At 64.8% G+C, this 12307-nt stretch carries 12 protein-coding genes; 4 read left to right on the top strand and 8 right to left on the bottom strand.

Features of this window, described 5'->3' with window-relative positions:
- Positions 1 to 4 precede the first annotated feature (4 nt).
- Positions 5 to 766 (top strand): DeoR/GlpR family DNA-binding transcription regulator, encoded by a 762-nt coding sequence (locus J4E08_RS12540; protein ID WP_349538789.1) that lies wholly within the window; start codon positions 5 to 7, stop codon positions 764 to 766.
- Between the two features lie 193 nt (positions 767 to 959).
- Here J4E08_RS12540 and J4E08_RS12535 read toward each other — a convergent pair whose 3' ends face one another.
- The 8 genes from J4E08_RS12535 to J4E08_RS12500 all read right to left on the bottom strand — a co-directional run bounded on the left by J4E08_RS12535 (position 960) and on the right by J4E08_RS12500 (position 9104).
- Positions 960 to 1424, bottom strand: a complete 465-nt coding sequence (locus tag J4E08_RS12535; protein WP_349538788.1) for a RidA family protein — start codon at positions 1422 to 1424, stop codon at positions 960 to 962.
- Positions 1421 to 2605: an amidase gene (locus tag J4E08_RS12530; protein WP_349538787.1), complete on the bottom strand. Its 1185-nt coding sequence runs from the start codon at positions 2603 to 2605 to the stop codon at positions 1421 to 1423. The genes J4E08_RS12535 and J4E08_RS12530 overlap by 4 nt, the downstream gene beginning before the upstream one ends.
- A gap of 9 nt (positions 2606 to 2614) precedes the next feature.
- Positions 2615 to 3592: an ABC transporter ATP-binding protein gene (locus J4E08_RS12525; RefSeq protein WP_349538786.1), complete on the bottom strand. Its 978-nt coding sequence runs from the start codon at positions 3590 to 3592 to the stop codon at positions 2615 to 2617.
- A gap of 73 nt (positions 3593 to 3665) precedes the next feature.
- Positions 3666 to 4715, bottom strand: a complete 1050-nt coding sequence (locus tag J4E08_RS12520) for an ABC transporter ATP-binding protein (RefSeq protein ID WP_349538785.1) — start codon at positions 4713 to 4715, stop codon at positions 3666 to 3668.
- Positions 4702 to 5598: an ABC transporter permease gene (locus J4E08_RS12515; protein WP_349538784.1), complete on the bottom strand. Its 897-nt coding sequence runs from the start codon at positions 5596 to 5598 to the stop codon at positions 4702 to 4704. Before J4E08_RS12515 ends, J4E08_RS12520 begins: the two co-directional genes overlap by 14 nt.
- 3 nt (positions 5599 to 5601) lie before the next feature.
- Positions 5602 to 6555: an ABC transporter permease gene (locus J4E08_RS12510; protein WP_183968101.1), complete on the bottom strand. Its 954-nt coding sequence runs from the start codon at positions 6553 to 6555 to the stop codon at positions 5602 to 5604.
- Positions 6556 to 6624: 69 nt separating this feature from the next.
- A complete protein-coding gene (locus tag J4E08_RS12505) occupies positions 6625 to 8226 on the bottom strand; it encodes an ABC transporter substrate-binding protein (RefSeq protein ID WP_349538783.1) in 1602 nt (533 codons plus the stop codon).
- 257 nt (positions 8227 to 8483) lie between these two features.
- A complete protein-coding gene (locus J4E08_RS12500; RefSeq protein ID WP_349538782.1) occupies positions 8484 to 9104 on the bottom strand; it encodes an aspartate/glutamate racemase family protein in 621 nt (206 codons plus the stop codon).
- 272 nt (positions 9105 to 9376) lie between these two features.
- Between J4E08_RS12500 and J4E08_RS12495 the strand changes: the two genes are divergently transcribed.
- The 3 genes from J4E08_RS12495 to J4E08_RS12485 are packed head-to-tail and all read left to right on the top strand — an operon-like array spanning position 9377 to position 12307.
- The gene (locus J4E08_RS12495) at positions 9377 to 10456 is read left to right on the top strand and encodes a TRAP transporter substrate-binding protein (protein WP_349538781.1); all 1080 of its coding nucleotides are present in this window, start codon (positions 9377 to 9379) and stop codon (positions 10454 to 10456) included.
- A 5-nt stretch (positions 10457 to 10461) separates the two neighbouring features.
- Positions 10462 to 10980: a TRAP transporter small permease subunit gene (locus J4E08_RS12490; RefSeq protein WP_183968093.1), complete on the top strand. Its 519-nt coding sequence runs from the start codon at positions 10462 to 10464 to the stop codon at positions 10978 to 10980.
- A 1-nt stretch (position 10981) separates the two neighbouring features.
- Complete coding sequence (locus J4E08_RS12485) at positions 10982 to 12307, top strand: TRAP transporter large permease (RefSeq protein WP_349538780.1); 1326 nt, start codon at positions 10982 to 10984, stop codon at positions 12305 to 12307.

The raw sequence follows: 12307 nt of genomic DNA, 5'->3' as shown, positions 1-12307 counted from the left end.
GCTGATGAAACGCGACGACCGCCGCCAGCGGATTATCGACACGCTCGTCCAGGACGGGCAAGTGCAGCTCGACCATCTGGCCGAAACCTTCGGCGTGTCGAAAATGACGATCCACCGCGATCTCGACGATCTCGAATCCGAAGGACTGCTGCGCAAGATCCGCGGCGGCGCCACGATCGAGGCAGGGACCCAGTTCGAAAGCGACTTCAGGTTTCGCCAGTTGCAGGGCCACGAGGTCAAGGCCCGCATGGCCGCCGCCGCTCTGAAGCTGGTGGAACCGGGCATGACGGTCATGGTCAATGACGGCTCCACCGCCATCACGCTTGGCACCGCCTTGGTGGACCGTCGCCCGCTGAGCGTGATCACCAACAACGACGCGGTGGCCCAGGCTCTGAAGGCAGAACCCGGCATGACGGTTATCGCCCTTGGCGGACGCTATTCCGCGAAATACAACGCATGGGTCGGGCGCGTGACGGAGACCGCGCTCGAAGGGCTGCGCGCCGACCTCGCCTTCATCTCCACCCCCGCGGTGGCCGCCGGTCAGGTCTTTCACATGGACGACGATATCACGCGGGTCAAACGGCTGATGATGGACGCCGCGCAACGCCGCGTGTTGATGGTCAACCACAGCCGCCTCGGCCACACCGCGTTGAACGTGCTGGCGGGCCTGAGCGAATTTCACACCGTCATCACCGACGCCCAGCCTGATCCCGACCACAGCCGCATGATCGCCGACAGCGGCGCGCATTTGGTCGTCGCGCGCTAACGCAGACCGACCTCGGCTCGCCGAAAAGCAAGCGCCCCGTCAGGACCGGTGTGCGACCGACGAGCAGCAGGCCGCCACGGCAAAGGGGCCGTCACTTGCCGCGGCAAGGATAAATTTGCAGGCGACAGTCCCGGCCAAACCCTTTTTCGGTGTGCGCGCTGTCGCCTCCAGCGCGGCGCGCACCCGCCAAACCCTAGCGCAGCTCGATCACCGCATCCACTTCGACCAACGCGTTGGCGGGCAGGGAGGACACGTTGACCGCCGTGCGCGCATGGCGGCCCCTGTCGCCATAGAGGTCGATCAACAGCTGAGACGCCCCGTTGACGATCATCGGGCCTTCACCGAACTCCGGCGGCGCGGCGACAAAGCCGCCCAACCGCACGACCTCCGCCACCGCGTCCAGCGATCCGGCCAACTGCTTGATGCAGAACAACAGGTTCAGCGCGCACATCCGCGCCGCCGCCTGCCCTTCGGCCATGTCAAAAACCTCTGGAACCGGGCCGAAATACTGCGGCACGCCTTCCCATTCGCAAATCTGCCCCGACAGGAACAACAGGTTGCCGGTGATCTTGCCCGGCAGAAACAACGCACGCGACGGCGCAGAGGGCGGCAGCGCCAGACCCATCTCCACCAGCTTGGCCTCAATCGGACAGCTCATGCGACCACCGCCTGCGGCAAACCCGCCGCGATTTGCACGGCCAGCCGGATCAGCGACAGATCCGATCCGCGCGGTCCGATCAGCGACACCCCATAAGGCGCACCGTCCACCCGCCCCGCAGGCATCACCACCTGCGGCAAGCCAGCCATCCCCGCGACACACAGCAACCGCATGGCCTGATGGCGGTAGTCGTCGAACACCTCCACCGGCGCATCCAGCCTGAAGGGCGCATCGTGAACAACCGGAGCCAGCAGCACGCCGTCGCGTCCCAGCACCGCGTCCACATGGGCGCGGAACGCCTCCCGCGCCGCCTGGCCGTCGGCCGCCTGCGCGCCGGTCAACGCCTCAGCCGCCGCCGCGCGTCCGTCGATCCCGCGCACCATCGGCATCCCGGACGAGCGGATGAACGGCACCACATCGCGCTTTGCATCCGCGCTCATGGTGGTGAGAAAGCTCTGATACACTGCGTCGATCCCACCGGGATACAGCCCCTCCAAGGGCGCGGCCTTCACCCCGGCAAAGGCATCCTCCAGAACCGTCCGCTGCGCCTCCCCGAGGAAACCCCACATCTCCAACGGCTTGAGGAAACGCGGCTCTGCCACCTCCACATCCTCGACCATCAGCACCGACATGGCCCGCAGAAGGGTCCCGCCGTCGCGGGCAAAAACACCCGCCGTGTCATAGCTGCGCCCCAAGGGCTGCGTCAGGTCCAGCGACACCCGCCCATGCGTGGGCCGCATCCCCCAGATCCCGCAGAAGCTCGCAGGCGCGCGCACCGACCCGCCGGTGTCCGTGCCAAGCGCGATGTCGCACAGGCCCCCGGCCACCGCCACCGCCGACCCAGAGGACGACCCGCCCGGAATGCGGTCCGGCGCGGCGGGGTTCACCGGCGTGCCGAAATGCGCGTTCATGCCATACAGCGACCAGGCCAGCTCATCGGTATGGGTCTTGCCCACGAACCGTGCGCCCGCGTCGAGCAAAGCCTGCACCGCCGGGGCGCTCTCGGTCTTCACCTCCGACATGGCCAGCGCGGTGGGGCAGCCCGACCCAGTGCGATAGCCCGCCACGTCATAGAGGTCTTTCACCGCCAGCGTCAGCCCATCCAACGGACCTGCGCCAGAGGGCACCTCCACCCCTGGATAGGGCATGAAACAGCGATAGGGGTCATTTTCGATCAGCATACATCCATCCTATTCAGCAGCCACAACAGCATCGGCGTGCAGGCACGCCACGCGGCGGCGGCCTTCGGTCGTGACCATCGGCGGCAGCGCCACGCGACAGGCCGGCATCACATGGGCACAGCGCGGGGCAAAGGGACAGGCGTCCGGCTTGACCTCCAGCGCGGGTGGCGCGCCGGGAATGGCGTTCAGCCGCGCCCCGCGCGCCACGTCATGCAGGTTTGCCGCCAACAGCCCTTGCGTATAGGGGTGCCGCCCGTCGCGGATGATCTCGCGGGTGGTGCCCTCTTCGACGATCTGTCCGGCATACATCACCGCAACCCGCTCCGAGATTTCCACCGCCACGCCAATGTCATGGGTGACAAAGATCACGCCCATGCCGAACTCTTTCTGCAACTCGCGCAGCAGCAGCAGGATCTGGATCTGAACCGTGGCATCCAGCGCCGTGGTCGGCTCATCCGCCAGCAACAGGCGCGGGCGACAGGCCAGCGCCAGCGCGATCATCACCCGTTGCCGCATCCCGCCCGACAGCTCATGCGGATAGCTGTGCAGCCGGCGATTGGCCGACGGAATGCGCACCCGGTCGAGCATGTCCAGAGCGGTGGACAGGGCGTCGGCCTTGCTCACCCCCTTGTGGCGCATCACCGATTCCGCGATCTGGTGGCCCACGGTGTACACCGGGTCCAGCGCCAGCGCCGGTTCCTGGAACACCATCGACACCTCCGCCCCGCGATAGCGTTGCAGCGCCTTGCCCGACAGCGACAGCACATCCGTGCCGTTGACGTGGATGCTGCCCTCCACCGAGGACCGTTTCGGCGGCAAAAGACCCAGCAACGCCTTCAGCGTCACCGACTTGCCAGAGCCGCTTTCGCCCAGCAGCGCCAGCGTCTCTCCCTGCTCCATCGACAAGGACACGTTGTTGATCGCATGTACCGTCCGCTTGCCGGAAAAGCGTACGGTCAGGTCGTTGATCTCCAGAAGCTTGGTCATGTTCCCTCCTGAGGGTCAGGGGCCGGGGCGGTCCAGAACGGCGCGCGACAGGGTTTGGCGGGACGCGACAGGATCATGCCGGCACCCCCTGCCCTGCCTTCGGATGGCCCGAGGCCGCATCGTGCAAATGGCAGGCCACAAGGTGATCTGCGTTGCCGCTCAGCCCCGCTAGCTTCGGCACCTTGGTCTTGCACGCCTCCGCGGCAAAGCGGCAGCGCGTGTGAAACCGGCAGCCCTTCGGCGGATTTATCGGGTTCGGCGGATCGCCCACCAGTGGCGGCTCCTTGGTGCGGTCGTCCGGGTCCATCGACGGCATCGCCGAAAACAGCGAGCGCGTGTAGGGATGCGCCTGCTCTGCCCAGATGCTGTCCACCGGCGCGACCTCCACCACCTCGCCCAGATACATCACCAGAATCCGGTCCGAGATAAAGCGCACCACGTTCAGATCGTGAGAGATGAAAATATAGGTCAGCCCGAACTCGGCGCGCAGATCGCCCAGCAGGTTCAGCACCTGCGCCTCCACCGACTTGTCCAGCGCCGACACCGCCTCGTCCAGCACCACAAGGCGCGGCGACATGGCCAGCGCCCGCGCGATGTTCACCCGCTGCCGCTGCCCACCGGAGAGCTCATGCGGATAGCGATGGGCAAAGCGGTTGGGGTCCAGCCCCACGCGGTCCATCATCTTGCGCGCCAGTCCCTGCGGATCGGCAAGCCCCTGCACCTGCGCGCCAAAAGCCACGGAATCGAGGATCGTCAGGCGCGGGTTCAGCGTGGCGTAGCTGTCCTGAAACACCATCTGCACGCCGCGGCGAAGATCTTTCAGCGACAGCCGTTCACCCAGCGCATGACCGTCAAAGATGATCTCGCCCCTGTCCTTTTCCGTCAGGCCGATCAACAGCTTGGCGGTGGTGGACTTGCCACAGCCGCTTTCGCCGACGATGCCCAAGGTCTCGCCTTTCTTCACAGAAAAGGACACCCCGTCGACCGCCTGCACCTTGGCCTGCGTGCGGCCCAGCAGGCCACCGCTCACGGGAAAATGTTTCTGCAAGTCCCGCACGATCAGCAGGGGCTGGCCGGGGCCGCCGGTGTCGGCGCTCGGGGCGTAGGTTTCAGTCACGGACATTCATTGCACTCCTCAGGCCATCGCTCAGCAGGTTCAGACACAGCGAGGTGATAAAGATCATCACGCCGGGCAGCGCCGACAGCCACGGGTTGACGTAAATCGCCGACCGCAGCGTGTTGAGCATCAGCCCCCACTCCGGTTCCGGCGGGCGCACACCGATGCCAAGGAACGACAGACCGGCGGCCAGGATCATGCACACGCTCGTCAGCGAGGTGGCATAGACAAAGATCGGCGACAGTACGTTGCCGATCACATGCACGCGGATCACCGTCCAGGCGTTGGCGCCGGTCGCCCGCGCCGCGTCGATGTAATCCAGCGCCCGCACACCGCTGGTCACGGCCTCCGCGACGCGGGTGATCGGCGGGATGAACACGATGGTCAGCGAGACCAGCGAATTGGCGATCCCCGCCCCCAGCGCCCCGGAAATGGCAATCGCCAGCAGCACCGAGGGGAAGGCAAAGAACACGTCAACCGTGCGCATGATGATGGTGTTGGTCAGCCCCCCCACATAGCCTGCGGTGATCCCCAGCGCGGAGCCGATAAAGAACGCCAGCACCACCGGCATCAGGCCAATGAACAGCGTCAGCCGCCCCCCATAGATCAGCCGGGCCAGCATATCGCGCCCCTGCTCGTCGGTGCCAAGGATATGGCCTTCGGTGCCCAGCGGTTTCAGGCGGGCGATCATCGACCCTTTGTAAGGATCAGCAAGGCCAAGCAGAGGCGCAAAGACAGCCGCCAAAATCAACGCCAGCACGACCCCCGCACAGATCATCGTCAACGGGTCACGCACCAGACGCGCGCCCACGCCGGACCAATAGCCTTGGGGCTTTTCGATGGGCGCAGGCTCGACCGCCTGTGCGCCCGTGGTGTCAGTCAGGGCCATGGGTCAGGTCCTCTGGATGCGGGGGTCGATGGCGGCCTGCGCCACATCGACAATCAGGTTCATCGCGACAAAGAACAGCGCCAGCACAAGGATCGTGCCCTGCAACAGCGGCAGATCGCGCTGGAAAATCGCGTTCGACAACAAAAAGCCGGAGCCGGGCCAGTTGAACACCGTCTCGATCAGGATCGACCCGCCCAGCAGGTAGCCAAGTTGCAGCCCCATCACCGACAGCGCCGTGGCGGCGGCATTGCGCGCCACGTGGCGCAGCACATCGACGCGGCTCATCCCCTTGGCATAAAGCGCATCGACGAAATCCTGGCTCAGGATATCGCCGGCCAGCGCCCGCACCGTGCGCGCCACGATGCCAATGGGCACCACGGCCAGCGTCACGGCGGGCAGCACCAGATGGCGCATATGCTCCCAGTTCCACTGCCACTCGGACGATCCGCCCGGACCGGCGCCCATGGACGGCAACCACCCCAGATTGACCGAGAATATGATGACCAGCACGATGCCCAGCCAGTAGTTCGGCACCGACACCCCGGCGATGGAGATGGCCGTGACGCCCCGGTCCACCAGCGTGTCGCGGAAATAGCCCGCAAGGAACCCCAGCGCGGTCCCGATGGGAAAGGCGATGACCGCAGCGGACACCGCCAGCAACAGCGAATTCTGCACCGCGCCGAACACCTCTCCGGCGACGGGACGTCCGGTGGCGATGGACTTGCCCATGTCGCCCTGGACAAGGTTGCCGATCCAGATGGCGTATTGGATTGGCAGCGGTTTATCGAGGCCATAGGCCGCGCGCATGGCGTCCTGTTCCTCGGCGGTGGCATCCACCGGCATAATGGCGGTCAGCGGGTCACCGGGCGCGATCTGCACCAGCAGAAAGCAGATGACCGACACGCCAAAGGCCACCGGAAGCACAAGGATAAGACGTCGGATGAGATAGGTCAGCAAGGGATCGCGCCTTCCACAAAAGTCGTGATCCCCCGCCCGCACCCCACGGCACGGGCGGGGGCTTTGGTCTTAGTCCGCCATCGTGATGGAGGAGAAGTTCTGATACCAGTTCTGCGCCTGCACAAAGCCTTCGACCTTGGGCGACAGCGCGCGCGGCGCCACGTCATGCGTCACGAACAAAAACAGCGCGTCGTTGACGTATTTCTCGTGCGTTTCCTGCAGAACGGCTTCCTGCTCTTCGGGATCAAAGGTGGTTTTGATCTTCTCGAACAGCGCCTGCATTTCCGGGTCGCAATAGTGGCCCCAGTTGGTGCCGTTCGGCGCGATCAGGTTGCAATCGAGGTGACGGATCAGGCCGGTGAACGGGTCCTGGATGAAGTAGGTAAAGTTGATGGACTGCGCGCCATCCACCGCCTCATCCTCGGCGCCTGCACGCCACAGGTTGATCATCTGGTTCCATTCCACGACGGAGAATTCCACGTCGATCCACGCCTCTGCGAGGCTTTGCTGAACGAACTCGTTCATCGGCAGCGGCAGCATCTGGCCCGACCCCGACGGAGAAATCAGCGCCTTGACCTCCAGGTGGTTGTCCGGACCGTAGCCGGCCTCTTCCATCAGTGCCCGGGCAGCTTCGAGGTCGTAGGACGGGTCGAATTCCGGTTCGCCGAACCAGTTGGACGACGGCGGCAAGAAGCCCTTCGCCGGGATCATCAAACCGCCCAGCAGCGGCATCATGGACTCGCGGTCAATCGCCATGTTGGCGGCCTTGCGCACCTTGATATCGTTCCAGGGCGAGCCTTCGACACGGCTCAGGTGCCACGTCCAGTTGTGCGGATAGGCGTTGGACGAAATCTTGAATCCGTTGGCTTCCATCGCGGGGATGGTGTCGGGCGCGGGGGCCTCGATCCAGTCGACCTGACCGGACATCAGCGCGGCGGCGCGGGCGTTCGGCTCCGGCAGAGGGATCAGGATCATCTCGTCAAGCTGCGGAATGCGGCTTTCGTCCCAGTAGTCCTCGAACGGCACAAGCACGGCACGTTCCCGCGGCACGAACTCGGTCAGCTTCCACGGACCGGTACCCGAGGGCGACATGGCGACCTTTTCCCAATCCTTGTCCATGGCTTCCCAGTTGGCCTTGGACGACATCACGATCCACGCCAGCTGGTAGGGCAGCGTCGCGTCGGGTTCGTTGGTCGTGATCGTCAGCGTCAGATCGTCGACCACCTCGTAGGACGCCACAGCCGGGATACGGGATTTGCCCTGCGCGGCCTGACGGCTGTCGTATTGCTCCGACGTGTCATCCAGCAGCTTGTCCAGGTTCCAGACCACGACCTCGGCGGTCAGCGGTGATCCATCGTGGAACGTCACACCATCGCGCAGCGTGAACGTCCAGGTCAGCTTATCCTCGCCCACCGACCATTCCGTCGCCAGACCGGGGATCAGGGTCGAGGCCTTGTCCGCGCTCGTCAGGTCCCATTCGATCAACGAGTCGTAGACCGTGTAGCCCATGAACCGCATGCCTTCGCCGCCCTGGTCGGTCTGGCCGGTGGTCAGCGGAATATCCGCCGCCGTCATGCCGATCCGCAGCGTGCCCTCAGCCTGTGCGACAGTGCCGCCGGCCAAGACCACGGCGGTCGCCAGGGCGGTGAACCCCTTTCCAAAAATTGACATATGTACCTCTCCGTTGCGTGCCGCACATCTGGGCGCGGTCCCTTTGTTTGCCGTCAGTCGAACCTGACGCGGCCCGTCTGTGCGCAAACCGTGGCAACGCGGCGTTCCTCCTGACCAGCGAAGAAACGTGTCAAGCGGGGATGATTGTCGACAATCTCGACCCATCCGCATAGATGTTGTGCACAATAATGCTGCACTGCCGCATTAATGAGCAGACAGCAGGCGTTTGACGCCAGAATCAAGCAGTGGTTGGTCCGTCAACCGTCCGTCAGGCGGTTTTCGAGACGCTGCGCTGCCGCACGAATGGGCGAAATCAGCGGCACGCAAACCTGCGCTGACAGGCGCTCTGCCGCCTCCCCCAAGGGGCCACCGCCGATGATCACAGCCTCGGCCCCAGCCGCGACCGAACGCTCCGCCGCGACACGCAAAGCCGCGTCCAACCGCTCCGGGTCCGCCATCAAGTCCAACGGATCGCCTTCGGTCAAAAAACAGCCCAGATAGCCTTCCTGCGCCGACATCAGCGCATCGATCCGCCCGCGTAGCCCCGGCGTCGTCGTTGCCACCGCAAACGCCCCGTGCGCTGCCGCCGCCACGGCCGCCGCGCCCCCGATGCCGACCACCGGGCAGGACAAGCGCCGCGCCAGCGCCCCCTGCCCCGGATCCCCAAAGGCCGAGACGATCACCCCGCGCACCGCAGGCAGATCGGCTCCGGCCACCAACTCCGCCGCCGCGTCCAATGCCGCAGCGTCCACGATCATCGGCGGGCCGCTCGGCGCGGTCCATCCCTGCACATCGGGTAGAATCGTCCGGGCAATCCGCACCATCGCCGCCGTGGTGGCTGCATTGCTGTTCGGGTTCATCAAAAGGATCCGGGCCATCGACCTACCTGTTTTCAAGGGTTTGCCCAGTGTCCTCCGCCGCCGCGCCCCTGTCCAGCACAGACCGCGCCCGACAGAGAGTACCACTTTCGCCCGATCCAACACCGCGCCCGGTCTTCACATTCTGCGCAATTTGTATCCAAAACGATTTACTTTGGCGGATTTTGTATACAAAGTGGGGCAAAGACCGCTCGCTGCGTCGACGCAGTCTGGCCCACACCCGTTTCTGCAGGAACCTGCCCCCATGACACCGATCACCGAAAGGATCTGACATGGACCGCCGCACGTTCCTCACGACCTCTGCCACCCTCGGCACCGGCGCCCTTGCCGCGCCCGCCGTGGCCCGCGCCCAATCCACCTTCAACTGGAAGATGACCAACGCCTACGGCCCGGGCTCGCCCTTCTACGTCGAAGGCCCCGGCAGCCCCACCGACTTCTGCAAAAAGGTCGAGGCGATGTCCGATGGCCGCCTCAAGATCCAGCACTTCGCCGCAGGCGAGCTGATCCCCGCACTCGAAGGCTTCGACGCCGTGCGCTCCGGCGCGATCGAAATGAACGCCGCCAACGCCTACTTCTGGGCGGGCAAGATCCCGGCGGCGCAGTATTTCACCACCGTCCCCTTCGGCATGAACTTCCAAGGCATGAACGCTTGGCTCTACCATGGCGGCGGGATGGAGCTGTGGGACGAACTCTACGAACCGCTCGGCCTGAAGGCGCTGCCCATGGGCAACACCGGCGTTCAGATGACCGGCTGGTTCCGCGAACCCATCGACTCCGTCGCGGACTTCCAGAACCTGAAGATGCGCATCCCCGGCCTCGCCGGCAAAGTCTACGCCACCCTTGGCGTCGATGTGAAACTGCTGCCCGGAGGCGAGATCTTCCCCGCGCTGGAACGCGGCGTGATCGACGCGGCGGAATTTGTCGGCCCCTATCAGGACCGTCGCCTCGGCCTGCAAAACGCCGCGAAATACTACTACACCACCGGCTGGCATGAACCGTCGAACGTCACCGAACTGCTGATGTCCACGCAGGCGTGGAACAGCCTGCCCGCCGACCTTCAGGAAATCGTCAAGGTCGCCGCCATGGCCTGCAACCTCGAAAGCCACACATGGTGCGAGGCCAACAACGCCGAGGCGCTCAAGGATCTGGTCGAAAACGACGGCGTCATTGCCCAGACCCTGCCCGACGATGTGGTGGCCGAACTGAAAACCGCGACCGACACCGTGCTGGCCGACTTCGCCGCTCAGGATGCGCAGGTGAAAAAGGTCCACGACGCCTTCACCGCCTTCAAGACCGAGCACGCCGCCTGGGCCGCCGTGTCCGAAAAGCCGCTCTACGGCTTGCCGGGCTGACGCGCATGATCGCAACGCTCGAAAAACTGACGAACGGTGCCCATGGCATCGTTCGCATCACCGGCCAGATCGCAGCATGGAGCGGTCTGGCCCTTGTCCTTCTGGTCGCGTTCAACGTGCTCTCGCGCTACCTGTTTTCCTACGGCTCCGTCGCCTTGCAAGAGGCCGAGTGGCATCTCATGGCTGTTGGCGCGCTGTTTGGCATGGCCTACGGTCTGAACCAGGGCGGCGAAGTCCGCGTCGACATCGCCTATGCCAAGTTTCCGCCCCGCGTGCAGGCTGCCATCGACGTCGTCAGCGCGGTGCTGATGACCGCCGTGGCCCTGCTGATCGCCTACCTCAGCCTCGCCTATGTGGACGCAAGCTATTCCATCAACGAAGGCTCCCCCGATCCCGGCGGCCTTGGCTACCGCTACCTGCTGAAGGCCTGCCTGCCCGTGGCCTTCATCCTGCTCGCCATCCAAAGCCTCGCCATGACCGGCCATGCACTGCTGACGCTGCTGCGTCCCAAAGGGGTCCGCTGACATGCCCTATACCGAAATTCTGGCGCTGGTGATGATCGGCGCATTCTTCCTGATGTTGCTGGCGGGCGTGCCCGTGGCGGTCTGCCTTGGCGTCACCGGCTTTGTGTTTGGCTACGCCGGGTTTGGCTCGTTCCTGTTTACCCTGCTGCCCGCACGCATCTTTGGCGTCATCACCAATTACACGCTGCTCGCCCTGCCCTTGTTCATCTTCATGGGCATCATGCTGGAGAAATCCAAGATCGCCGAAGAGCTTTTGGACGTGATCGGCTTTGCCATGGGCGGCTTGCGCGGTGGCATGGCGCTGGCGATCATCCTCGTGGGCGTCCTGATGGGCGCGGCCTCTGGCGTTGTCGGCGCAACGGTCGTCACCATGGGACTGATCGCGCTGGGGCCGGTCCTGAACCGAGGCTATGACACCGGCGTCGCCTGCGGCGTGATCTGCGCCTCCGGCACGCTGGGCCAGATCATCCCGCCCTCGCTGGTGCTGATCCTGCTGGCTGACATCATGGGCGAATCCGTCGGCACGCTGTTTGCCGCCGCGCTGTTCCCCGGCCTGCTGCTCTCGGGGTTGTTCGTCGCTTACGTCCTGATCCTGGGGTTCTTCAAACCCCTCGCCCTGCCTGCCATCCCCGCCGAGGAACGCGCCGCCCTGTCGCGTGCCGACCTGGGCAAAAAGCTGTTGCGCGTGGTGCTGCCGCCCATCGCCCTGATCATCGCAGTTCTGGGGTCCATCATTGGCGGCATCGCCGCCCCGACAGAGGCCGCCTCCATGGGCGCGCTCGGCTCCATCGTCCTGGCGGCGATGTCGGGCAAACTGTCCTTCGGCGTGATGCGCGACGCGGTGCGCGGCGCGTTTGTCACCTCCGCGATGGTGTTCCTGATCCTGATCTTTGCGCAGCCCTTCGGCCTTGCGTTCCGGGGCCTGGGTGGCGAAAACCTCGTGCATGATGCCTTTGCCATGGTGCCGGGCGGGATCAACGGGCAGATCTTCTTCTTGATGGTGCTGCTGTTTGTGCTGGGGTTCTTCCTCGAATGGATCGAGATTTCCTACATCGCCCTGCCGCTGTTCCTGCCGATCTTCATGAACGCGGGCGTGGACATGGCGTGGATCGCGATTCTCGTGGCGGTGAACCTGCAAACCTCGTTCCTGACGCCGCCCTTCGGCTGGGCACTGTTCTTTCTCAAAGGCGTCGCCCCGCCGCAGGTCAAGACGTGGGACATCTACAAAGGCGTCCTGCCCTTCATCGGCCTGCAATTGATCGGGCTGGCGCTGGTGTTCTCTTTCCCCGGGCTGGCCACGTGGCTGCCCCAAGCAATCGGATGGTAA

Source organism: Sagittula sp. NFXS13 (genome assembly GCF_040148795.1).
Lineage (GTDB): Bacteria > Pseudomonadota > Alphaproteobacteria > Rhodobacterales > Rhodobacteraceae > Sagittula > Sagittula marina.
Note: the sequence above shows the minus strand (reverse complement) of the source record. Positions and strands in the feature narration are given on the sequence as shown.